This window comes from Roseateles sp. Mitsp63, from assembly GCF_059491535.1.
Genome location: NZ_CP168509.1, coordinates 5,293,607 through 5,316,625, shown reverse-complemented (window position 1 = coordinate 5,316,625; position 23,019 = coordinate 5,293,607). Strand labels below are relative to the sequence as shown.

The 23,019-nt window shown below is 71.4% G+C and carries 19 protein-coding genes; 14 read left to right on the top strand and 5 right to left on the bottom strand.

What is annotated here, in order from left to right:
• Nucleotides 1-78: 78 nt before the first annotated feature.
• From nudB to clsB, 3 genes are read left to right on the top strand one after another with little or no spacing between them, the layout of a single operon-like run.
• A complete protein-coding gene (nudB, locus tag ACEN96_RS23070; protein ID WP_495585363.1) occupies nt 79-624 on the top strand; it encodes a dihydroneopterin triphosphate diphosphatase in 546 nt (181 codons plus the stop codon).
• Nucleotides 621-1,451: an endonuclease/exonuclease/phosphatase family protein gene (locus ACEN96_RS23065; RefSeq protein ID WP_495585362.1), complete on the top strand. Its 831-nt coding sequence runs from the start codon at nt 621-623 to the stop codon at nt 1,449-1,451. Before nudB ends, ACEN96_RS23065 begins: the two co-directional genes overlap by 4 nt.
• A complete protein-coding gene (gene clsB / locus ACEN96_RS23060) occupies nt 1,448-2,722 on the top strand; it encodes a cardiolipin synthase ClsB (RefSeq protein ID WP_495585361.1) in 1,275 nt (424 codons plus the stop codon). Before ACEN96_RS23065 ends, clsB begins: the two co-directional genes overlap by 4 nt.
• A 192-nt stretch (nt 2,723-2,914) precedes the next feature.
• On the opposite strand, the gene ACEN96_RS23055 is transcribed toward clsB, so the two are convergent.
• The 4 genes from ACEN96_RS23055 to ACEN96_RS23040 form a co-directional block, all read right to left on the bottom strand.
• Entirely contained in the window at nt 2,915-4,300 is a 1,386-nt protein-coding gene (locus tag ACEN96_RS23055; RefSeq protein WP_495585360.1) for an alpha/beta hydrolase, read from the bottom strand.
• Between the two features lie 49 nt (nt 4,301-4,349).
• Nucleotides 4,350-5,909 (bottom strand): histidine ammonia-lyase, encoded by a 1,560-nt coding sequence (hutH, locus tag ACEN96_RS23050; RefSeq protein WP_495585359.1) that lies wholly within the window; start codon nt 5,907-5,909, stop codon nt 4,350-4,352.
• A 68-nt stretch (nt 5,910-5,977) separates the two neighbouring features.
• Nucleotides 5,978-7,663: a urocanate hydratase gene (hutU, locus tag ACEN96_RS23045; protein WP_495585358.1), complete on the bottom strand. Its 1,686-nt coding sequence runs from the start codon at nt 7,661-7,663 to the stop codon at nt 5,978-5,980.
• 29 nt (nt 7,664-7,692) lie between these two features.
• A complete protein-coding gene (locus ACEN96_RS23040) occupies nt 7,693-9,123 on the bottom strand; it encodes a purine-cytosine permease family protein (protein WP_495585357.1) in 1,431 nt (476 codons plus the stop codon).
• A gap of 116 nt (nt 9,124-9,239) precedes the next feature.
• Here ACEN96_RS23040 and hutC point away from each other — a divergent pair, with 116 nt between their 5' ends.
• The 6 genes from hutC (at nt 9,240) to ACEN96_RS23010 (ending at nt 15,714) form a co-directional block, all read left to right on the top strand.
• Nucleotides 9,240-9,992 carry a histidine utilization transcriptional repressor HutC gene (gene hutC / locus ACEN96_RS23035; protein ID WP_495585356.1) on the top strand — a complete coding sequence of 251 codons (753 nt, stop codon included), beginning with the start codon at nt 9,240-9,242 and terminating at the stop codon, nt 9,990-9,992.
• A gap of 88 nt (nt 9,993-10,080) precedes the next feature.
• Entirely contained in the window at nt 10,081-10,635 is a 555-nt protein-coding gene (locus ACEN96_RS23030; RefSeq protein WP_495585355.1) for a HutD/Ves family protein, read from the top strand.
• 2 nt (nt 10,636-10,637) lie between these two features.
• Nucleotides 10,638-11,870 carry an imidazolonepropionase gene (gene hutI / locus ACEN96_RS23025; RefSeq protein ID WP_495588666.1) on the top strand — a complete coding sequence of 411 codons (1,233 nt, stop codon included), beginning with the start codon at nt 10,638-10,640 and terminating at the stop codon, nt 11,868-11,870.
• Between the two features lie 36 nt (nt 11,871-11,906).
• Nucleotides 11,907-12,731 carry an N-formylglutamate deformylase gene (gene hutG / locus ACEN96_RS23020; RefSeq protein WP_495585354.1) on the top strand — a complete coding sequence of 275 codons (825 nt, stop codon included), beginning with the start codon at nt 11,907-11,909 and terminating at the stop codon, nt 12,729-12,731.
• Nucleotides 12,728-14,092, top strand: coding sequence for a formimidoylglutamate deiminase (gene hutF / locus ACEN96_RS23015; RefSeq protein WP_495585353.1), 1,365 nt, complete (start codon nt 12,728-12,730; stop codon nt 14,090-14,092). Before hutG ends, hutF begins: the two co-directional genes overlap by 4 nt.
• A 65-nt stretch (nt 14,093-14,157) precedes the next feature.
• A complete protein-coding gene (locus ACEN96_RS23010; protein WP_495585352.1) occupies nt 14,158-15,714 on the top strand; it encodes a methyl-accepting chemotaxis protein in 1,557 nt (518 codons plus the stop codon).
• A 136-nt stretch (nt 15,715-15,850) separates the two neighbouring features.
• Here the strand turns inward: ACEN96_RS23010 and ACEN96_RS23005 are convergent, their stop codons facing one another.
• The gene (locus ACEN96_RS23005; RefSeq protein ID WP_495585351.1) at nt 15,851-17,533 is read right to left on the bottom strand and encodes a GGDEF domain-containing protein; all 1,683 of its coding nucleotides are present in this window, start codon (nt 17,531-17,533) and stop codon (nt 15,851-15,853) included.
• A 233-nt stretch (nt 17,534-17,766) separates the two neighbouring features.
• On the opposite strand from ACEN96_RS23005, the gene ACEN96_RS23000 reads away from it, so the two are divergent.
• The 5 genes from ACEN96_RS23000 to ACEN96_RS22980 all read left to right on the top strand — a co-directional run bounded on the left by ACEN96_RS23000 (nt 17,767) and on the right by ACEN96_RS22980 (nt 23,004).
• Nucleotides 17,767-20,340 carry a winged helix-turn-helix domain-containing protein gene (locus ACEN96_RS23000; protein WP_495585350.1) on the top strand — a complete coding sequence of 858 codons (2,574 nt, stop codon included), beginning with the start codon at nt 17,767-17,769 and terminating at the stop codon, nt 20,338-20,340.
• 192 nt (nt 20,341-20,532) lie between these two features.
• Complete coding sequence (gene gspG / locus ACEN96_RS22995) at nt 20,533-20,955, top strand: type II secretion system major pseudopilin GspG (protein WP_495585349.1); 423 nt, start codon at nt 20,533-20,535, stop codon at nt 20,953-20,955.
• Between the two features lie 90 nt (nt 20,956-21,045).
• Nucleotides 21,046-21,606, top strand: a complete 561-nt coding sequence (locus ACEN96_RS22990; protein WP_495585348.1) for a hypothetical protein — start codon at nt 21,046-21,048, stop codon at nt 21,604-21,606.
• Between the two features lie 119 nt (nt 21,607-21,725).
• Nucleotides 21,726-22,388: a hypothetical protein gene (locus ACEN96_RS22985; RefSeq protein WP_495585347.1), complete on the top strand. Its 663-nt coding sequence runs from the start codon at nt 21,726-21,728 to the stop codon at nt 22,386-22,388.
• Between the two features lie 28 nt (nt 22,389-22,416).
• Entirely contained in the window at nt 22,417-23,004 is a 588-nt protein-coding gene (locus ACEN96_RS22980; RefSeq protein WP_495585346.1) for a type II secretion system protein N, read from the top strand.
• Nucleotides 23,005-23,019: the final 15 nt, after the last annotated feature.

The following is a 23,019-nucleotide window of genomic DNA, read 5'->3' as shown; positions in this document are numbered from 1 at the left end:
CCGGCCGCCTGCGCGTCAGGCGCCGCGATGTGCCCGGCCATGTCGCTTCCCCATGACGCTGGGATATGCTTGCCCGCTATGAGCGAAGTGCCCCTCGCCCCCGCCGCCACGCCGCTGCCGGCCGCCGCCGAGCCGGCCGCGCGCCCCTACAAGATCCCCGAATCGGTCCTCGTCGTGATCCACACCGAGGCGCTGGACGTGCTGATGCTGGAACGCGCCGACCGGCCCGGCTTCTGGCAATGCGTGACCGGGTCCAAGGACACGGACGGCGAGGCGCTCGCCGAGACCGCGCGGCGCGAGGTGTTCGAGGAAACCGGCATCCGCGTGCAAGACCTGGCCCCGGCGGCGCTGCACGACTGGGGCCTGGCCAACGTCTACGACATCTATCCGGTCTGGCGCCACCGCTACGCGCCGGGCGTGACGCGCAACACCGAGCATGTCTTCGGCCTGACCGTGCCGGCCGGCACCGCGGTCACGCTGGCGCCGCGCGAGCACCTGCGGTTCCGCTGGCTGCCGTGGCGCGAGGCGGCGGACCTGTGCTTCTCGCCGTCCAACGCCGAGGCCATCCTGCAGCTGCCGCGCCGGCGCGGGCCGGCGGCCGGGCCTGACGGGAGCGCCGCATGATCCGCCGCACGCCCCGCCACGCGGCCGTGGCCAATTCCGCGACCACCGACACCTCGCCGGCGGACAGCGTCGGGCGCTTGCGCGTGGCGACCTACAACATCCACAAGGGCGTGCGCGGCATGGGGCCGGGCAAGCGGCTGGAGATCCACAACCTGGGCATGGGCGTGCAGGCGCTGGATGCCGACCTGGTGTTCCTGCAGGAGGTCCGGCTCTTCCACCACCGCGAGGCGCGCCAGTTCGAGCGCACCTGGTTCGGCTGGCCGGAGCAGGGCCAGGCCGAGTTCCTCGCGCCCGAGGGCTACGAGGTGGCCTATCGCACCAACGCCGTGACCCGTCATGGCGAACATGGCAATGCGCTGCTGTCGCGCTATCCGATCGGCGACGTCGGCCACCATGACGTCTCCGACCACCGCTTCGAGCAGCGCGGCCTGCTGCACGTGCCGGTCCGCTGGCAGGACACCGAGGTGCACGCGGTGGTCGCGCACCTGGGGCTGATCCACGGAAGCCGCGTGCGGCAGGTGCAGCGGCTGGCCGCGTTCATCGAGGACCACGTGCCGCGCGGCGCGCCGCTGGTGGTGGCCGGCGACTTCAACGACTGGGGCGAGCGCCTGGACGAGCCGATGCGCGCCGGCGGCCTGAGCCGCGCGGTGCTGCCGGGATCGAAGCGCTCGCTGCCGACCTTCCCGTCGCGGGTGCCGGTGTTCTCGCTGGATCGCATCTACACGCGCGGGCTGCGCTGCGTCGACATGAAGGTGCCGCGCGGACCGGCCTGGGCGCGGATGTCCGATCACCTGCCCTTGCTGGCCGAACTCGTCCTGGAATCTTGAAGCGGCCGCAGGAACCCCTCTTCCCGTGGACCCTCGGGTCCCAGCCCGCCTTCACGGGCGGCAACGCGGTGGGGCTGCTGTGCGGCGGCGACGCGCTGTTCCCGGCGCAGATCGAGGCGATCGAGCGCGCCGAGCACGAGGTCTGGCTCGCGACCTACATCTTTCATGACGACGAGGCCGGCGCGGCCACCGTCGGCGCGCTGCGGCGCGCGGCGCTGCGCGGGGTGCGGGTGCGGGTGGTGGTGGATGGCTTCGGATCCAAGGGCAGCCTGGGCTGGCTGCGCGAGCAGCTGCGGGACGCGCCGGTCGCGCTGGCGGTGTTCCGGCCGATCGACCGCTGGTGGAACTGGCTGCATCCCGGGCAGCTGCGCCGGCTGCATCAGAAGTTGTGCGTGGTGGACGGGCGCATCGGCTTCGTCGGCGGCATCAACGTGATCGACGACCGCATCGACCTGCATCACGGCCGCACGGACGCGCCGCGGCTGGACTTCGCCGTGAGCGTGGGCGGCCCCGCGGTCCGCGCGATCGAGCAGGCGGCCCGCGCCGTGTGGACACGGGCCTGGCTGGGTCACGATTTCGGCGACGAGATGCGCGCGATGATCCGCAGCGCCTCGCCGGCGCGGCGGGCCAAGCGGCTGATGCGCCGCATCCGCATGCCGCGCGGCGAGCACCGCCGCCGCGATCCCGACCGTCTGCCGCCGGTGCGCGCGGCCTTCGTGCTGCGCGACAACCTGCGCCAGCGCCGCACGATCGAACGCGCCTATGTGGACGCCATTCGCGGCGCGACGCAGCGCGTGGACCTGATCACGCCCTACTTCTATCCGGGGCAGCGCTTCCGCCGCGCGCTCAAGGACGCCGCCAAGCGCGGCGTGCAGGTGCGGCTGCTGCTGCAGGGGAAGGTCGACTACAAGATCGCGGCGATGGCGGCGCGGGCGCTGTATGACGAGCTGCTCGGACATGGCGTGCAGATCTACGAGTACACGCCGGCGTTCCTGCATGCGAAGGTCTGCGTCGTCGACAACGACTGGGCGACGGTGGGGAGCTCCAACATCGATCCGCTGTCGCTGCTGCTCAATCTCGAGGCCAACGTGGTGGTGCGCGACGCGGCGTTCGCGGGAGACGTGGCGCGGGAGTTCGACGCGGCGGTGGCGCTGTCGCGCAAGGTGGAACGGCCGGACAGCCAGGGGCTGCGCGGGTTCCTCGGACGGGCGCTGGTGGCGTGGGTCGCGTATGTCTACCTGCGGGTGGCAGGGGCGACGGGACGGTATTAACTCCCTCGCCCCCCGCGAGGGGGGAGAGGGCAGGGGAGAGGGGGTGCTTCGAAGGGCAGCAGCGGTGCGGCACGAGCCCCCTCTCCCCTCCCTCTCCCCGCTGGGGCGAGGGGGTTTACTACGACGTCCGGCTCTTACCCCCTCGCCCGCTTGCGGGAGAGGGCAGGGGTGAGGGCCAGCGCCCTCACGCCGTCACTTGTTGTAGGTCCCGGGCCCTGGTGGCATCGACGGGCGCACTTCGCTCGGGAACGGATCCCGCTGCTGGCGGTTCTCCCGTGCCGGCTTGGCATTGAACTGCCTGTCGACGAAACGCAGCATCGGCTCGACGCGCGCCGCCCAGCTCGCTTCATCGTGCGTCGCGCCCTCGGCCTCGAGGTAGGCGATGTCCCCGCTGGCCCAGCCGCGCGCATACAGCACGCCGCGCAGCTTGCGCAGCTGCCGGATGGCCTCGAGGCCTTCACCCGTGCCCATGTCCAGCCACAGCTTCGGCCGCGGCACCGACATCGGCAGCGGCGTCTTCTGCGTGTCGCGGATCGGGAACTCGTTGTCCCACCACAGCGACGGCGACACCACCAGCGCCGTGCCGAAGACGTCACCGTGATGCACCGCCAGCCACAGGCTCATGATCCCGCCCAGCGACGAGCCGCCCACCGCCGTGTGCGCGACGTCCGGCTGCGTGCGATAGCGCGCATCGATCGCCGGCTTGAGCTGCTCGATGAGATAGCGCGCATACGCCGCCCCCTGGCCGCCCTGCGTGTGGCCGTCGCGGCTCATCGCGGTGGCGGTGTACTCGTCGATGCGCCGCGCGGTGTTGTGGACCGCGACGATGATCAGCGGCCGGATCTGCCCATCGACCACCAGGCGCTGCGCGGTCTCGTCGACCTGCCATTCGGCGCCCGCCGCCGCCGCGTCGAAGACGTTCTGCCCGTCATGCAGGTAGAGCACCGGATAGCGCCGCTGCGTGTCGCGCTCATAGTCCGGCGGCAGCCAGACCTGCACCGGGCGTTCGCCGACGAAGGTGCCGGGCAGCGGGTCCAGGCGCTCGATGGTGCCGGCGCGGCTCAGCGACACCGGCGCGCCGGGCGCGTTGAACGCGCGCGTGACGCGCACCTCGTCCGCGACGAGCTCGATGGCGCGGTTGCCGCCGGTCTCCCAACCGTCCTCGCCCTCGGCCTGTCCCGGGCGTTCGATGCGGAACTTGTAGGGCACGGTGCCGCCCGCCGGGACGCGCTCGAACAGCGCGGTGGCGCGATACCAGCCCTCCTTGCCCAGGCCCGCCGCCGGCGCGATCAGCGAGCGCGTCCAGCTCAGCGGCGCCGCGCCGCCGCGCACGCCGACCATGTCCCGGGCCGGATCGAAACGGCCGGCGGCGATCTCCTCGCGCAGGTCGATGTCGAACACCACCCGCGTCGCGGCGAAGGCGCGCGGCGCGGCGGCCATCGCCGCGATCAGCAGCAACAGCGCCGCCATGAAGCGGACAAACAGGGGCGAGGAGCGTTCCGGCGCGCCGCGGACCGAGGCGCTGATGGATGCGAAAACGGCGCGCTCCGGGCGCGCCGTCGAGGCGGAAGAGGTCATGCGGGACTCGCGGCGAGGGGGCGGGCCGTGCCCGCCGAGGTCCCGGATATTAGTCCAGCACGGCCATCTCGGTGCGCATGCGCAGCAGCGCCGCCGGGCCATGCGGGCCGTCGTCGTTGACCAGCGCGAAGGCGCGCTCGATGTCCGGCGCCAGGTAGTGGTCGCTGGGCATCGCCGGGCAGCGCGCGCGCAGCAGCGCATGCATGTCCTCGAGCGGCTCCGAGCTGCGCAGCGGACGCAGGAACTCGATGCCCTGTCCGGCCGCCAGCAGCTCGATGGCGACGATGTGGGCGGTGTTGTCCAGCATCGCGCCCAGGCGGCGCGCGCCGAAGGTGGCCATCGACACGTGGTCCTCCTGGTTGGCCGAGGTCGGCAGGCTGTCGACGCTGGCCGGATGGGCCAGCGACTTGTTCTCGCTGGCCAGTGCCGCCGCGGTGACGTGCGCGATCATGAAACCGGAGTTCAGGCCGGCGTTCTCGGTGAGGAAGGGCGGCAGGCGCGAGACGCCGGTGTCGATCAGCATGGCGATGCGGCGCTCGGCGATGGCGCCGACCTCCGCGATCGAGCAGGCCAGCGCGTCGGCCGCCAGCGCGACCGGCTCGGCGTGGAAGTTGCCGCCCGAGATCATCGCGGCCGGTCCCTGCTCCGGCGCGAAGACCAGCGGGTTGTCGGTGACGGCGTTGGCCTCGCGCAGCAGCACGTCGCGGACGTAGCGCGACTGGTCCAGGCAGGCGCCCATGACCTGCGGCTGGCAGCGCAGGCAGTACGGGTCCTGGACGCGGTCGTCGCCGTCGCGATGCGACTGGCGGATCGCGCTGCCCGAGAGCAACGCGCGATACGCGGCCGCCGCCTCGATCTGGCCGGGCTGGCCGCGCACCTCATGGATGCGCGGATCGAAGGGGCCGTCGCTGCCGCGCGCGGCATCCAGGCTCAGCGCGCCGCTGACGACGGCCGCGGCGTACACGGTCTCGAAGCGCAGCAGCGCGTCCAGCGCCAGCGCCGTCGAGGTCTGCGTGCCGTTGATCAGCGCCAGGCCCTCCTTGGCCTCGAGCACCAGCGGCTTCAGCCCCGCCTTCTCGAGCGCCGCGAGCGCCGGCTTGCGCTGGCCGTCGACCAGCATCTCGCCTTCGCCCATCAGCGCCAGCGTCATGTGCGAGAGCGGCGCCAGGTCGCCCGAGGCGCCGACCGAACCCTGCGCCGGCACGTAGGGGACGAGGCCGGCGTTGAAGGCGTCGAGGATGCTCTGCACGACGGACTCGCGCACGCCGGAGAAGCCGCGCGCCAGCGAGGCCGCCTTGGTCGCGAGCATCAGCCGCACGACCTGCGGCGCCAGCGGCGCGCCGACGCCGACGCAGTGCGAGCGGATCAGGTTGCGCTGCAGCGCGGCCAGCTCGTCCTTGCCGATGCGCTTGGAGGCCAGCTTGCCGAAGCCGGTGTTGACGCCGTAGACCGGGTCGTCGCCGGCCGCGGCGGCCTGCACGACGGCGGCGCCGCGGCGGATCGCCGGCCACGCGCCGGCATGCAGCGCCAGCGTGATGCCGCCGGCGCGGATGCGGCGCAGCTGCTCCAGCGTGAGGCGGCCGGGGGTGAGTTCGAGGGATGTGGTCATGGGAGCTCGTGTCGGAATCGGGTTCGAGAGCGGGATCGGGATCGGGATCGGGAGCGGAGGAGGCCGGCTCAGCGGCCCAGCATCGGCATCTTCAGGCCGCGTTCCCGCGCGGTCTGGCGCGCGATGTCGTAGCCCGCGTCGGCGTGGCGCATGACGCCGGTGCCGGGGTCGTTCCACAGCACGCGCGACAGGCGCCGGTCCGCCGCCTCGCTGCCGTCGCAGACGATGACCACGCCACTGTGCTGCGAGTAGCCCATGCCCACGCCGCCGCCGTGGTGCAGCGAGACCCAGGTCGCGCCGCCCGCGGTGTTGAGCATCGCGTTGAGCAGCGGCCAGTCGGAGACGGCATCGGAGCCGTCCATCATCGATTCGGTCTCGCGGTTCGGGCTCGCGACCGAGCCGGAGTCGAGGTGGTCGCGGCCGATGACGATGGGCGCCTTCAGCTCGCCGGTGCGGACCATCTCGTTGAAGGCCAGGCCGGCCTTGTGGCGCTCGCCCAGGCCCAGCCAGCAGATGCGCGCCGGCAGGCCCTGGAAGGCGATGCGCTCGCGCGCCATGTCCAGCCAGCGGTGCACGCCGGCGTGCTGCGGGAAGAGCTCCTTGATCTTGGCGTCGGTCTTGTAGATGTCCTCCGGATCGCCGGACAGCGCGACCCAGCGGAACGGCCCGCGGCCCTCGCAGAACTGCGGCCGCACGTAGGCGGGCACGAAGCCGGGGAAGTCGAAGGCGTTCTTCACGCCCTGGTCGAAGGCGACCTGGCGGATGTTGTTGCCGTAGTCGACGGTGGGAATGCCCATCGCCTGGAAGTCCAGCATCGCCTGCACGTGCACCGCGCAGCCGCGCGCGGCGGCGGCCTTCAAGTCGGCGTGCCTGGACGCGTCGCCCGCGGCGGCCTTCCACTGCTCGACGGTCCAGCCCACCGGCAGGTAGCCGTTGATCAGGTCATGCGCCGAGGTCTGGTCGGTGACCAGGTCCGGCTTGATCGCGCTGCCCGCCTTCACGCGCTCGACCAGCTGCGGCAGCACTTCGGCCGCGTTGCCCAGCAGCGCGATGGAGACGGCCTTCTTCTCGGCGGTGTACTTGGCGATGCGGGCCAGCGCGTCGTCCAGGCTGGTGGCCTGTTCATCGACGTAGCGGGTCTTGAGGCGGAAATCGATGCGCGACTGCTGGCACTCGATGGTCAGCGAGCAGGCGCCGGCGAAGGTCGCCGCCAGCGGCTGCGCGCCGCCCATGCCGCCCAGGCCCGCGGTCAGCACCCAGCGGCCGGCCAGGTCTCCGCCGAAGTGCTGGCGGCCGGCCTCGGCGAAGGTCTCGTAGGTGCCCTGCACGATGCCCTGCGAGCCGATGTAGATCCAGGAGCCGGCCGTCATCTGGCCGTACATCATCAGGCCCTTGCGATCGAGCTCGTTGAAGTGCTCCCAGTTGGCCCAGGCCGGCACCAGGTTGGAGTTGGCCAGCAGCACCCGCGGCGCGTCCACGTGCGAGGGGAAGACGCCCACCGGCTTGCCGGACTGGATCAAGAGGGTCTCGTCCTCGTTGAGGTTCTTGAGCGACGTCAGGATCTGCTCGAAGCAGTCCCAGTTGCGCGCCGCCTTGCCGATGCCGCCGTAGACCACGAGCGCATCGGGGTTCTCGGCCACGGCCGGGTCCAGGTTGTTCTGGATCATCCGGTAGGCGGCCTCGATCAGCCAGTTCTTGCAGCTCAGCTGCGTGCCGACGGGGGCGCGGACGGGACGGGGTTGGGCGTGGCTCATGGCGGGTCCTTTCGAGGGCGTTCGGGTGTTCAGTCGGGACAGATCATGGAGGCCGGCACGCGCGTCGCGCGCCGGGCCAGCGGGTAATAGACCAGCGAGGTCAGCACCAGGCTGACGATCCAGGAGATGTCGGCGCCACCGAGCCAGTCGGCGAGCGGGCCGCGGTAGAGCTTCTGGTTGAGGAAGGGGATCTGCACCAGGATGCCCAGCAGGTAGCAGCCCAGCGCCATCGCGTTGTAGGCGCCGTAGCGGCCCTCGGGGTCGTAGAGCGCGGGGATGTCGACCTTCTCGCGCGAGACGAGGTAGTAGTCCACCAGGTTGATGGCGCTCCAGGGCACGAAGACCGCGAGCAGCAGCAGCACGAAGTTCTTGAAGTTGTTCAGGAAGTCGGCGCTGGCGAGCACCGCGATTGCCATCGACGCGATCACGAAGCCGATCACCGCGGCCACGCGCGCCGCGCCGCCGATGCCGCGCGAGGACCGGAAGGCGCTGATCGTCGTGAGCAGCGTCATGCAGCCGCCGTAGGCGTTCAGGCAGTTGACGGTCAGCTTGCCGGAGACGATCACGACGTAGATCGCGGCCGCGACCGCCGGCCCGGCCAGCTCGCCCATGAAGCCGACCTGGTTCTTGAGAAAGCCGCCGCCCACCGCCGCGACCAGCACGCCGAAGGTCATCGCCAGCTGCGCGCCCAGCACGGTGCCGGAGAAGGTGGCCCAGAAGGCCCGCGCCGTCGAGGTGGAGGAGGGCAGGTAGCGCGAGTAGTCCGCGACGTAGGGCGCGAAGGTGAGCTGCCAGCCGGCCGCCAGCGCCATGGTCAGCAGCAGCGAGGCCAGCGAGAAGGGCTTCTGGCCGAAGGCCGCCGCCACGTCGTGCTGCTGGAACAGCCGCAGCGCCAGGTAGCCGAAGCCCAGGATGCCCAGCACCGTGGCGATGCGGCCGACGATGTGGATCAGCCGGTAGCCGACGGTGGCGATCAGCGCGGTGAGCGCGCCGAAGATCAGGATGCCGGTCAGCGGCGATCGCGCGCCCAGCAGCAGGTTGATGGCCTGGCCCGACAGCACCGTGCCGGTGGCCGCGAAGCCCAGGTACATCACCAGCGTCAGCAGCAGCGGCAAGGCCGCGCCCTTGACACCGAACTGCACCCGGCTGGAGATCATCTGCGGCAGGCCCAGCCGCGGGCCCTGCGCGGAATGCAGCGCCATCACCGCGCCGCCCAGCAGGTTGCCCAGCAGCAGGCCGAGGATCGCCGTCAGCGCCTCGGCGCCGAACACGATCGCCAGCGCGCCATCGACCACCGCGGTGATCTGCAGGTTGGCCGCCATCCAGAGGCTGAACTGGCTGCCCGGGCTGCCGTGCCGCTCGCGCTCGGGCACGCGGTCGATGCTGCGGGTTTCCAGCAGCCGGCCGGGCGGGGCGGAAGCGCCGGCCGCGGGCGGCGAGGCGGAGGTCGATACGGTCATGGGCTGTCTCCGGATGGGGCCGCGTCTTGGAGCGCGATGTCGGCGGATGATGCCGGCGGATGAGGCTGGCCGACTCTAGTTGTCTATACAAGTACAGTCAAGTAGGATGCGACCCCATGGCGACGAAGACCCCGAGCATCCTTCCGGCCGCTGCCGCCGCCGCGGGCGGTCCCGCCCCGCAGTACCTGAAGGTCAAGAATCACCTGCGCGAAGGCATCGCGAGCGGCCGCTGGCGGCCGGGCGAGCGCCTGCCCTCGGAGTCGGAGCTGACCGGGACCTTCGGCGTGAGCCGCATGACGGTCAACCGCGCGCTGCGCGAGCTGCATCAGGAGGGCATGGTCGACCGCGTGCAGGGCGTGGGCAGCTTCGTCGCGGAACTGCACCGGATCGCGTCGACGCTGACGGTGCGCGACGTGCATGAGGAGATCGCCGCGCGCGGTCATCGTCACGAGGCCAAGGTGCATGTGCTGGAGACGCTCAAGGCGAGCGCCGACCAGGCCGCGCTGCTGGGCGTGCGCACCGGCGCGACGCTGTTCCACAGCGTCATCGTGCATCGCGAGAACGGCGTGGCGATCCAGTGCGAGGACCGGCTCGTGAATCCGGCCTGCGCGCCGGCCTACATGGAGCAGGACTTCGCGCGCGTCACGCCCACCCATTACCTGCTGGAAGTGGCGCCGCTGTCGGAAGCGCGCTACACCATCGAGGCCGCCATGCCGGTGGCGCTCGAGGCCCGCCTGCTGGGCATGCCGCGCGGCGAACCCTGCCTGGTCGTGAAACGTGTCACATCCAGCCTGGGCCGCGCGGTGACGGCGGTGCGATTGGTGCATCCGGCCAGCCGCTACCTGCTAGAGGGGAGCTTCCAGGCGTGACCCCCGGGTTGACGTTTGGTGACGTGTCCTCATGAGTGAGTCTTCGAGAATCCCGCCCTTCAGCAATAGCCCTGTGCAGTTGGACGACATGAGCTGGATGAGGATCACCGCCGACGAGGTTTCCCCGACCCCGTGGCGCAATGGAGGAGGCCGCACGCGCGAGCTGCTCGCGTGGCCGCACGTCTCGGACTGGAAAGTGCGCATCAGCGTCGCGGACATCGACCGCGACGGACCGTTCTCGGCCTACCCCGGCGTGGACCGGTGGTTCGGCGTGCTGTCGGGGGAGGGCGTGATCATGCGCGGCCGCGCGCTCAAGCCCAACGAGGGCATGGTCCGGTTTCCCGGCGAGGACGCGCCCGACTGCGCGCTGATCGATGGCCCGACCCAGGATTTCAACGTGATGCACCGGCGCGATGCCGGCGTGTTCCGGCTGCAGCCGGCCGACCGGCCGCTGCTGCCGCACGGCGCGCGCTGGCTGGGCCTGTTCACGCAGGAGGGCGGGCTGCTGATCCACGGCCACCGCTCGGTGCCGCTGGCGCCCCACACGCTGGCGTGGTGCGAGTCGCCGGCCGCGCACAGCTGCGTCTTCGACGACGGCGATCAACATGGGCCGGCCTGGTGGCTGGTCTGGAGCGACACATGACGATGACCTCGACCGCCGCGCCCCGCCGCGCCCTGTGGACCAACGCGACGCTGGCGACCTTCGCCGGCGAGCGCGACTGGGGACTGGTGAACGATGGCGCGCTGCTGGTCGAGGGAGAACAGCTGCGCTGGGCCGGCCCCATGGCGGAGCTGCCGGCCGGGCTGCGCGAGGGCGTGGTCGAGATGCGCGACCTCGGCGGCATGCTGGTCACGCCGGGGCTGATCGATTGCCACACGCACCTGGTCTATGGCGGCGAGCGCTCGGCGGAATTCGAGCTGCGGCTGCAGGGCGCGACCTACGAGGAGATCGCCCGCGCCGGCGGCGGCATCCGCTCGACGGTGGCCGCGACGCGCAGGGCCACGGAGCATGAGCTGCACGTGCTGGCCGTGCAGCGGGCCCGCGCGCTGATGGCGGAAGGGCTGACGACGCTGGAGGTGAAGTCGGGCTATGGCCTGTCGCTCGCGGCGGAAGCCAAATGCCTGCGGGTCGCGCGCAAGCTGGCCGAGCTCGGCCTGACGGTGCGCACGACCTGCCTGGGCGCGCACGCGCTGCCGCCCGAATTCGATGGCCGCCAGGACGAGTACGTGGACGCCGTCTGCGCCTGGCTGCCCGAGCTCAAGCGGCAGGGGCTGGTGGACGCGGTCGATGCGTTCTGCGAGCGCATCGCCTTCACGCCGGCGCAGACCCGCAGGGTGTTCGAGGCGGCCAAGGCGCTGGGCCTGCCGGTGAAGCTGCATGCCGAGCAGCTCAGCGACCAGGGCGGCGCCGCGCTGGCGGCCGAGTTCGGCGCGCTGTCCTGCGACCACCTCGAATGGCTGAGCGAGGACGGCATCGCGGCGATGGCGCGCGCGGGCACCGTGGCGGTGCTGCTGCCCGGCGCGTTCTACTTCCTGCGCGAGACCAGGCTGCCGCCGGTGCAGGCGCTGCGCGACGCCGGCGTGCCCATCGCGCTGGCGACCGATCACAACCCGGGCAGCTCGCCGGGGCTGTCGCTGCTGCTGATGCTGAACATGGCCTGCACCTTCTTCCGCATGACGCCGGAGGAAGCGCTGCGCGGGCTGACGGTGAACGCGGCGCGGGCGCTCGGCTTGCCCGACCGGGGCCGGCTGGCCGCCGGACTGCGCGCCGACTTCTGCATCTGGGACGCCGCGCATCCGCGCGAGCTGGCCTACTGGTTCGGGCGCAATCCGCTGCGGCAGACGGTCGTGGCCGGCCGGCCGCGGCGCGAGGACTGACAAGCGACGCGCGAGTGGAGACAAGAGGAACGAGCGATGAAGCACGACGTCTTTGAACTGCGGCGCGGCCGCACCCCGCTGCTGATCAGCATGCCGCACGTGGGCCGCGAGATCCCGGCGGACCAGCATCACCGCTATGTGGAGCGCGCGCTCGGCAGCGAGGACACCGACTGGCACCTGGAGCCGCTGTACGCGCCGATCGCCGGGCAGCTCGGCGCGGGGATGCTGGTGCCGCGCTTCTCGCGCTACCTGATCGACCTGAACCGCCCGCCCGAGGACACGCCGATGTATCCCGGCGCCTCCAACACCGAGCTGTGCCCGACGCGCTTCTTCACCGGCGAGCCGCTCTACAAGGACGGCCTGGCGCCCGACGCCGCCGAGAAGCAGCGCCGCATCGAGCGGTACTGGGCGCCCTACCACCAGGCGCTGCAGGGCGAGCTGCAGCGGCTGCGCCAGGAACACGGCTTCGCGCTGCTGTTCGAGGCGCACAGCATCCGCTCCGAGCTGCCCTGGCTCTTCGAGGGGCAACTGCCCGACCTCAACATCGGCACCGTCGAGGGCCGGTCCTGCAAGCAGGTCACGCGCGAGGCGATCGAGATCGTGCTGGGCGCGCAGGACCAGTTCTCATGGGTGGTCGACGGCCGCTTCAAGGGCGGCTACATCACGCGCCAGTACGGCCGGCCGGAACTGGGCCAGCAGGCGGTGCAGCTGGAGATGTGCTACCGCTGCTACATGCTGGAGAACAAGATGGGCTTCACCGGTTATGAACTCGACGCGGGCTGCGTCGAGCGCATCCGGCCGGTGCTGTCGGCGCTGCTGCAGGGCTACCTGATGGCCAATCCCTCGCGGGGCTCGGCATGAGCGCGGCGGGCGGGACCGACTTCCACGCGCCGCTGGCCTGGCTCGACGGCCGCTGGCAGCAGGACGTGCTGATGCGGGCCGGGGCCGATGGCCACTGGATCTCGCTGACGGCGGGCCAGCCGGCGCCGCCGCAGGCGGTGCGGCTGGCGGGGCCGGTGCTGCCGGCGCTGGTCGACGCGCACAGCCACGCGTTCCAGCGCGCCTTCGCCGGCCTGGCCGAGCAGCGCGACAGCGACAGCGACGACTTCTGGTCCTGGCGCGATCGCATGTACGGCGTGGCGCTGCGCGTGACGCCGGCGCAGCTGAAGGCGATCGCGGCGCAGCTCTACACCGAGCTGCTGGCCGGCGGCTACACGCAGGTCTGCGAGTTCCACTACCTGCATCACCGCGAGGACGGCACGCCCTACGACGACGAGCACGCGATGGCCATGGCGCTGGCCGAGGCGGCGCAGGAAGCCGGCATCGGCCTGACGCTGCTGCCGGTGTTGTACGCGCACGCCGGCTTCGCGCACCCGGGGCTGCGCGAGACGCAGCGGCGCTTCCGCGCCGACGCGGCCTGGGTCTGGCGCGCCTGCGAGCGCATCAACGCGGCGCGGCTGCCGCTGGTGCGTGCCGGTGTGGCCGTGCATTCACTGCGGGCCGCGCATCCGGACGACGTGCGGGCGCTGCAGGCGCTGGTCGGCGACGCCGACATCCCCATCCACGTGCATGTCGCTGAGCAGATGCAGGAGGTCCATGACTGCGTCGCGGCGACCGGCCGGCGGCCGATCGACTTCCTGGCCGACTACGGCCTGGATCCGCGCTGGCAGCTGGTGCACGCGACCCACAGCACGCGCGAGGAGATCGCGCGCATCGCCGCCAGCGGCGCGGCGGTGGTGATCTGCCCGGGCACCGAGGCCAACCTCGGCGACGGCCTGGCGGACCTGGAGGGCTGGCTGTCGGCCGGCGTGCCGATGACGGTGGGCTCGGACAGCCAGGCCACGCGCGGCTGGGTCGAGGAACTGCGCTGGCTCGAGTACGGTCAGCGCCTGGGCCTGCAGCGGCGCAACGTCGCCGCGCAGCCGGGCCGGCAGCCGTCGACGGCGGCGCGCCTGTTCGACGCCTGCGTGGCCGGCAGCGCTCGCGCCGCCGGACTGCCCGCGTGGGGACTGCGCGCCGGCGCCCGGGCCGACTTCCTGGTGCTGGACACCACGGCCAGCGGCCTGGCCGGACTGCCTGACGCGTCGCTGCTCGACGGGCTGGTGTTCGCGAGCCAGGGGCAGGCCTGGCGCGAGGTGGTCGTCGCCGGTCAGCGCCGCGCCATCGACGACGCGGGCCGGCGCGACCGATTTGTCACGGCGATGTCCGCGCTGTGGCGCTGAGACGCTAGCCGGAGCGCCGCCGCGACTGCTAGGCTCCCCGCTTCGACCTCCCCCGTTGAAGCACCATGCAGTCCTTGCGCAATTTCACGATCCGGGCCCGATTGCTCGGCCTCGGATTCCTGTCCGTGTTCGCCTTGCTGCTGATCGGCGGCGCCGGCCTCTGGGCCATGGGCAGCACCCGGTCGGATTTCGAGCAGTACGTGGGCCAGGACGTCGGCTCGCTGGCCCAGCTGTCCGAGGTGCGCGCCGGTATCGGCAATCTGCGCCGCTACGAGAAGGACATGCTGATCAACATCGGCGACGACGGCACGGTCAAGCAAGCGCAGGCCGATTGGCGCAAGACCTACGCCAGCGTGATCAGCAGCCTCGACGCGATGGCGGCACTGGACGTGCGCGAGGACATCCGGGCGATGCCGCCCCGGCTCAAGCAGTCGCTGGAGGCCTACAAGGCCGGCGTGGACGACATCGCCAAACGCATCCTGAACGCGGACTTCGTCGACGCGGCCGAAGCGAACCGGTCGACCGAAGCGATCAAGGCCCCGGTGGTGGCGATGGACCGCGGCGTGTCCGAGATGACGCAGGCAATCACGCAGCATGGCCAGGACGAAGTGCAGCGCCTGGGCGGCCGCGAATCGCGCGTGCGGGCCGCGCTGGTCGGCGTGATGGCCGTCGGCGCGGCGCTGATCGCCGTGCTGACGGTGCTCATCATCCGCTCGCTGCTCGCGCCGCTGACACAGGCCGTGGCCACGACCGAACGCATCGCGCGCAAGGACCTGAGCCAGCCGGTCGAAGCCGAAGGCCGCGACGAGACGGCCGCGATGGTGCGCGGCGTGCAAGGCATGCAGGCCTCGCTCCGCGAAGTCGTCAGCGGCGTGCGCAGCGCCACCGACAGCATCGCCACGGCATCGCGCGAAGTGGCGGCCGGCGCGCACGACCTGAGCGTGCGCACCGAGCAGGCTGCGTCGAACCTGCAGTCGACGGCTTCGGCCATGGACCACCTGACCGAGAGCGTGCAGCACAACGCCGACTCCGCGCGGCAGGCCAACCAGCTCGCCGAGGAGGCCGCCGGCGTGGCCAACCGCGGCGTGAACGTCGTCGGCGAGGTCGTCGAGACCATGGGCCGGATCAGCGCCTCGTCAGCACGCATCGCCGACATCATCGGCACCATCGACGGGATCGCCTTCCAGACCAACATCCTGGCGCTCAACGCCGCCGTGGAAGCCGCGCGCGCCGGGGAACAGGGTCGCGGGTTCGCCGTGGTCGCAGGGGAAGTCCGCACACTCGCGCAGCGCAGCGCGGAAGCGGCCAAGGAAATCAAGCAACTCATCACCACCAGCGGGGAAAGCGTCGCCAACGGCGCAGCACTCGTGGAACGCGCCGGGCAGACCATGAACGAGATCTCGGATTCGATCTCACGCGTGTCGCGCATCGTGGCGGAGATCAGCCACGCCACCACCGAGCAAAGCGGCGGCATCAACCAGATCGGGTCGGCGATCTCGCAGCTGGATCAGATGACACAGCAGAACGCGGCGCTGGTGGAGGAGTCCGCCGCGGCGGCGCAGAGCCTGCAGCATCAGGCGGATGCGTTGTCGCAGTCGGTGGCGGTGTTCAAGCTGGGTTGAAGACACACTGCGGCGGTTGGCGCGTTGGCCGCCAGGGCGTGGGGCCCCGGCGGCAAGCGCCGAAACCCCACGCCCTGCCGTCCCCCACCATCGTCGTACTTCCACGGTTTTGCGACCGAGGACTTCTTTGGGGGGGCTACGCGGCCTTGAACTGGATGCGGTTGCGGCCGTCGTTCTTGGCGGCGTAGAGCGCCTGGTCGGCGGGCTCGACCAAGAGAGCCGGCTTTGCTGGCGGCCCGCCGGCGCACAGGCCGATGGATACCGTGACGCGCAGGCCCTGCGTGATCTCGCCCCAGCCGTGATTGGCGATCGCGGCGCGCAGCCGCTCGCAGATGTCCTGCGCGCGCGCCGGCTCGACGCCGACGAAGACCAGCATGAACTCCTCGCCGCCCACGCGCGCGAGCAGGTCCGCGCTGCGCAACTGCCGCCTCAGGATCTGCGCAACCTTCTGCAGCACCTGATCCCCGATGCCGTGGCCGAAGGCATCGTTGACCTGCTTGAAGTGATCGATGTCGAGCAGCCCCAGCGCGATGGGCTTGCGCTCCTGGCGCGAGCGCTCCAGCAGCAGCGGCAGCGCGAACTCGGCGTGGCGCCGGTTGTTGAGACCCGTCAGCGCGTCCTCATGCGCCATGCGGCCCAGCTCGGCGGCCTGTCGCCGCAGGCGCTGCTGCTCCTGCTCCGCGAGGTCGGCGCGCTCGCGTTCGCGCTGCGCGTCCTGCAGCGCATGCGCCGCGCGCGCCTGCGCCTGCTCGAACTCCTGGCGGATCAGCATCGCCTCGGTCTGCAGCGCCATGGCATTGCGCGCGGACTGGCGCTCGAGCGCCGAGAGCTGTTCATGCGCCTCCAGCGCCTTCGCCGGATCGCCGCGCAGCTTGTAGCCGCGATAGATCGCCAGCGTGAGCTGGCGCCGCAGGCGCACGGGCAACTGGTGCGGCGCTTGCTGGCGGGTCAGGGCCTGCAGGGTCTCCAGCGCGGGCAGCGCATCCTGCGCGCCGGCGGCGTCATCGCGTTTGAGCTGCAGCAGCCCGCGCTGCGCACGCGCCTGCAGCACCATGCCGGCGTAGCCATGGCGATGCGCCAGGCGCTCGTATTCCTCGGCGACGCCCAGCGCGTCGTCGATGGCGCCGATGCCCAGCTGCCATTCGACGAGGTTGGACAGCGAGACGGCGATCAGGAAGGGATTGCCTTCCTCCCGCACCAGCTCGGCCGCCCGCACCGCGTAGGGCTCGGCCTGCGCGAGGGCCTCGGCGGCCGCGGCGCGGTCCTCGTCGCGGATGGCCTCGGCATGCGCCTGCAGCCAGAAGTGGGCCAGGTTGTTGAGGCAGGAGAGCACCAGCTCGCGCTCGCCGGCCGCCTGCTCCTGGGCGATCTCGAGCGCCTGCAGGGTGTGCTGGCAGGCCTGCTCGACCTGGTCGGAGACGGAGAAGGACACGGCCAGCCGGTTCAGCGCCCAGGCCTCGCGCGCCGGATCCGCCGCGCGCCGCGCCGCCGCGAGCGCCTGCAGGCCCGCCTGGGCCGCGTCGCGGCCCATCTGGAACTGCGCGTAGATGTAGCAGAGCTCGGTGAGGGCGTCCGCGGTCCAGGCGTCCTGGTCAGGGCCGTCGATGAGCCGCACGAGCGCGGCCGCCTCGCTGGCGCGCCGCAGCGCCGCCTGGAGGTCGCCCTGGCGCGGCAGGTTGTGGGCGATGAGGATCAGCGCCCGCGCGCGGTCCCGCACCGTGTCCGCCGCGACGAGCGAGAGCTCCAGCGCGTCGGTGGCGTCGCGGTAGGCGCCGCGGCGGCTCAGGTGCAGGGCTCGGGCCAGTTCGCGTTGGAACAAGGCGGACTCTCCTGTGTCGATGCGGTCGACCTCGAACGCACAGCATTGGCCGGCCGCACCCCGGCGTCAATCGCGGCTGGCCCCAATACCACACGGGGGCCGCCGCAGGCGTGCCAAAAGTCTCGAAAGCGGCGCCGCGCCCCTTCGTCCGCCCGCCTGCGGCTCCGCCGCCCGATACCCTTGCGGGTTCAGGGAGTCAATCGCCTGCCTTTGCGCAGTCGCTGGACGATGTCATGACGAAGTCCTTCGAGTACCACTTCGCCGATTGCCGCCTCAACGTCGCCACGCGGGAGCTGTGGCTGCACCGCTGCCGGCAGCAGGTCGAACCGCGCGTGCTGGATTTCCTGATCTGCCTGATCGAGCGCCGCGGCCGCGTGGTGCGCAAGGACGAACTGATCGCCCAGGTCTGGGGCGGCGAGATCCTCACCGACAGCGTGCTGGGACGCGCCGCGAGCAAGGCCCGGCGGGCCATCGGCGACATCGCGGAAGCCCCCTTCCTGGTCCGCACGGTGCATGGCATCGGTTACCAGTTCATCGGCGAGGTGGAGGCCATCGAGACCTCGCGCAAACCGCGGGCAGCGCCAGTGCCGCCGCAGGCGCCCGCCGCCGGGCCAGGCATGGCCCCGATCACCCGGTCCCGCGAGGTGAAGGGACTCGATGTCTTCGCGCTGAACGAGGAAGTCGCCGCCTGGATGGCCGCGCTGCCCGCCGCGCGCGGCGCGGCGCGGCTGGACACGTTGATCGCGCTGGCCTGGCACCTGCGCCAGCGCGACACGGCGCGGGCGCAGGCCCTGGCCGAGGAGGCGAGCCTGCTGCTGCTCGCGTGCCCGCGCGACGAGGCCGCCACGCGGGCGGGCGCCCGGCTGATGCTGGTGCGCGGCGAGGCCCGCTGGCTGGCCGGCCAGCTGCACGCGGCCAATGACCTGGCCGAACAGGCGGCATCGGCCTTCGATGGCTGCGGCGATATCGCCGGCGTCTGCGATGCCGCGCTGCTGCGCGCCGCGATCGCCGCCGACCGCGAGGATGACGAAGGCCTCGAGGCTTGCGTGCGGCTCGCGCTCGAACGGCTCGGCGTGCGGGGCGACAAGGAGCGCCAGGCGCTGCTGCAACTGCAACTGGCCCTCGCGCAGTCACTGCGGCGGCCGGGCGAAGCCTGCGCCCGATGGTCGGCCGCCATCGACGGCTGGCGGGCCGCCTGCGGTCCGGGCGTGCGGGCGGTGTGCCACGACGTCCAGGCGAACTGGGCCCGCGCCGGCGGCGAGCGGGGCCATCGGCTCCGGCACGCGATGGCCGCGCGCGAGCTGTACGCGGCCGTGGGCCAGCGCCGTGACGTGGTGCGGGAGACCGGCAACATCGGCGCGCTCTTCGGCAATCTCTTCGACAACGAGAGCGCCCTGCGGCATCTGAACGCCGCCTTGACCGAGGCGCGCGCCGCCGGCTGGCCGTTGACGCTGGCGGCCAGCCTGGCGCAGTCCGCGTCCGTCATCGGCACGATGTCCGGCCGGCAGGCCGACGCGATTCCGCTGCTCGAGGAGGCGAGCGCGCTGCTGGTCGCGTACCCCGGACACCGCGTGTCCTTGATGACGCTGCGCTACCGCGGCGACCTGGAGCTGGGGCTGGGGCGGCACGCGGCGGCGCTGGCGGCCTTCGAGCAGGCGGCGGCGCAGGCGCGCCGGCGCGGCCTGGCGGTCTTCGAGATCGACGCGCTGATCGGCCAGGCCAAGGCGCTGTCCGGTCTGGGGCAGGCGTTGCAGGCCCGCGATGCGGCGTTCCAGGCGCTGGACCTGGCCGAGGCGAGCGACAAGGACTACTGCCGTTTCCTCGCATTCGAGACGCTGGCCAGCCTGTGGCGCGACCACCCGGCGCTGCCGCACGACCCGGTTCCCGAGGCCAGCGTCGTGCTGCACTACCTGCTGCGCGCGCTGGACAAGGAGGGCACGGACAACCGCGGAACCCCGCCCCCGGCGCTGCTGGAGGCGCTGGCCGCGGAGTACGCCCGGCTCGGCGACTACGCCAATGCCTATGCCCACGAGGTCCGCGGCCGCGCGGCCCAGGCACAGGCGCAATCGGCCGAGGCCGATGGCCGCGCCATCGCGATGAAGATCCGCCATGACACCGAGCAGGCGCGGGCCGACAGCGAGCACCATCGCGCGCTCGCCGCCGCCCACGCGGAGCGGGCCGAGGCACTGGCGCAGACCAACGCCATCCTGGCGCGCCTGGGAAGCATCGGCCAGGAGATCACGCGCCACCTGGACGCGCCGGCGATCTTCGACGCGCTCGAGCGCCATGTGCACGGCCTGCTCGACGCCTCGTCGCTGGCGGTGTTCCTGCTGGACGCGGACGGCAGGGCGCTGGAGCTGACCTTCGGCGCCGAGGCCGGCGGCCCCTTGCCGGAATGCCGCGTGGCGCTGGACGACCCCGACGCCAACGCCGCGCGCTGCGCCCGCGAGCGCCGGGAGATTCACGTGCAATGGCCCGTGGACGGCGGGCGCGCCATCCCTGGCACGCTGCTGTCACGCAGCGCGCTGTTCGCGCCGCTGGGCATCGGTGACCGGATGCTGGGCGTGTTGACCGTCCAGTCGCCGCGCGCCAACGCCTATGGCGAGCGCGAGCACCTGGTGCTGCGCACCCTGAGCGCCTACAGCGCGGTGGCGCTGGGCAACGCGGCGGTCTATCGGCAGCTCGAGTCGGCGCGGGATGCGCTGGCGCTGACCCACGCCGAGCTGCTCGAGCGCGAAGGGCAGTCGCGCCGCGCCCCCGGCGACGCCGCGGCCGTCACCGCGCCGGCCCCGCTGCTGCACGGGTAAACCCCGGCGAAAACCCGCGGCGGGGGATTCGTCCCGCTTCGGTGATACCTCGGTTGAATCTCCGTCGCAGAACCGTCCTGATTCCATCAAGACGGGCGGATACCGCTCCGCCTACAGTTCCTCACATTCCTTCACCGGATGACTTTGCCGGCGGGAATGAATTATTACAGAATCAAGACAGGAAGTCGTCTCATGACGAGAGGCCGCAGGTTTTCCAGGGGATTTACCCTGATCGAGATCATGGTCGTGCTGGTGATCCTGGGAGTGCTGGCCGCGCTGATCGCGCCCAAGATCCTGGACCGGCCCGAGCAGGCGCGGGTGCTGGCCGCGAAACAGGACATCGCGACCCTGTCCCAAGCGCTCAAGATGTACAAGCTGGATAACCAGAGATACCCCAGCACCGCGCAGGGGCTCACCGCGCTGGTACAGAAGCCGACCGCCACGCCGATTCCCGTCAACTGGCGTGACGGCGGTTATCTCGAGCGCCTCCCCAACGACCCCTGGGGGAATCCCTACAAGTATTCATCGCCTGGCCTGCACGGTGATTTCGATGTCATCAGCCTGGGCAGCGCCGGTGAAGGGAATACCACGGTCATCGGTTCCTGGATGCAGTGAATCACCGAACCTGAAAACCCGGGCGAGATCGTCTCAAACCCCCTTTCCTTCTGACTGCAGAGAGATTGCATGCGGCCTCAATTGATGTTGTTGTCGGTCGCCGTGGCGGCCATGCTGGCCGCGTGCAGCGGCAAAAGCGGCGGCGCGCCCGAGATCCAGGCGCAACAGGCCGAGGAAAAGGCGCCGGAGATCACCCAGGACGAGCGCCGGTATCCGTCGGTCCGCGCCGTGGCCGATCTGTCGGCCGGGGCGCCCGGCTTCGTCATGAAGCAGCTCGCCGGGCTGCGCAATGACAAGGGCGACGCGGTGAACATGGCCGCCACCGCGGCCGAGGCCGACGTCATGGTCTTCAACGCCACGACGCCGCTGACCGACGAGACCATCCGCCAGGCCAATGAGTTCCTGAAGGACCACAAGCGCCTGATCGTGGATTCGGACGGCACCCCGGAAGGACGGCTCGCGGTCAAGGCGGCGCTGAGCCGGATCCTCGGCGGCAATACCGTCGAAGGCGATGCCGCGCTGGTGTCCTACGTCAACCGCACCGATTACACGATCACCCCGCTCGCCAATCCATCCGATCCGTTGGCGAAAAACCCCGACGGCACTTATGTCAATGGGAATGTCGCGGCCAACGTGCTCAACCTGCAATGACTGCAAGGAGTCGCCCGGGGTCTGTCCACCCCTCGGGCGATGTTGGGAGCCGGACGGGGTCGACGCGGATCGGAACCGGCCGGTAGGTGGAATATCAATGTAGTTGATTCTCTGGAGAAATGAAGATGATCAATTCGAAACTGGCAATCCGCACGGCTTTGCTGGGCGCGGCCCTGGCTTCGTCGTCGGCTTGGGCCGGCGGTTATTGGACCGATTACGACCAAGGCAGTCCGCATGCCGCCGGCGACGCCGGAACGGTGCACGTGGTCGACCAGCAGGAAAAGCGCGGCGGCTGGGATGACTGGTTCTGGAAGGGCCATACCGAAGGCATGTCGTTCCGCTGCAATACCCAGGACAGATCGCGCACCTGCTCTTATACGGTGCAGCGCAGCACCACCAAATCCACCACCATCGGCATCGGCGGCGGTGTCGATGCCGGCGCCAACTCGGGCGACTGGTTCAAGACGGTGAAGGGCAGCCTGGAAGCCTCCTTCAATTTCAGCTACCAGAAAACCCGCTCCAATACCATTTCCTCGACGGAAGGGACCTCGGTTTCTCAAGGGCAGTGGGTGGAACCGATCATGGTCCAGCACCGCGTCTGGCAGCGTGGTCATTTCATGAACGGCTGGGTGATGGATGAGCATAGCCACCGCGACCGCTGCGGCACCGGCTGCTATTACCACTACGCCTGGACGGGCAACGTGACCTACGGCGCCTGGAGCACGAACACGGCCTCGGGCAGCCCGTATCACACCTTCCATTTCAGCTCCCGCCCGCTCTGATCGGGCTTGACCGTTCGCCGGGGTCCGCATGTTCGTTCGACGCCTCATGACGGGCCGCGGCGCGGCCGCGCTCACGACGCTGGCTTGCGGTCTCGCGGCCGCCGGCGCCCTCTGGACGCTGGCGGCCCTGGGCTGGCGGGTCGCGGACCTCCCGGCCGTGACCGCGCCATTCCCCGCGGATGCGGCGTTGCCGCAGCAGCTCGCGCAGATCAACGGCCAGCACCCGTTCGGCACCGGCCGGGCGGGGAAGGGCGGCGCCGAAGCGCCCGCCGCGTCGCCCGCCGGAAGCTGGCGGCTGCTGGCCACGATGGCGGCCACGGACGGCGGCGGCACGGCCCTGCTGGATCGCGACGGCGGCGACGTGACGGTGGTTCGGCCGGGCGACGCGCTGGACGGCGGCGAGCGCGTGAGCCGCATCCTGACGGATGGCATCGAGCTCGCCAGCGGGGGCGGCACCCGGCGCCTGGCGCTGGCGCCGGCCCTGACGCAGGAGGAGCCGCCAAGACTGGGCCGCGGGGACGTGAGCCCGCCCGGCGCGGCAGCTGCCGCTGCGCGCGAGGGCGCACCGCCGCGCGCATCCGACATGGAGAACGTCCGGCCCGCCTCCGGTCGTTGACCGCCACGGACCGTC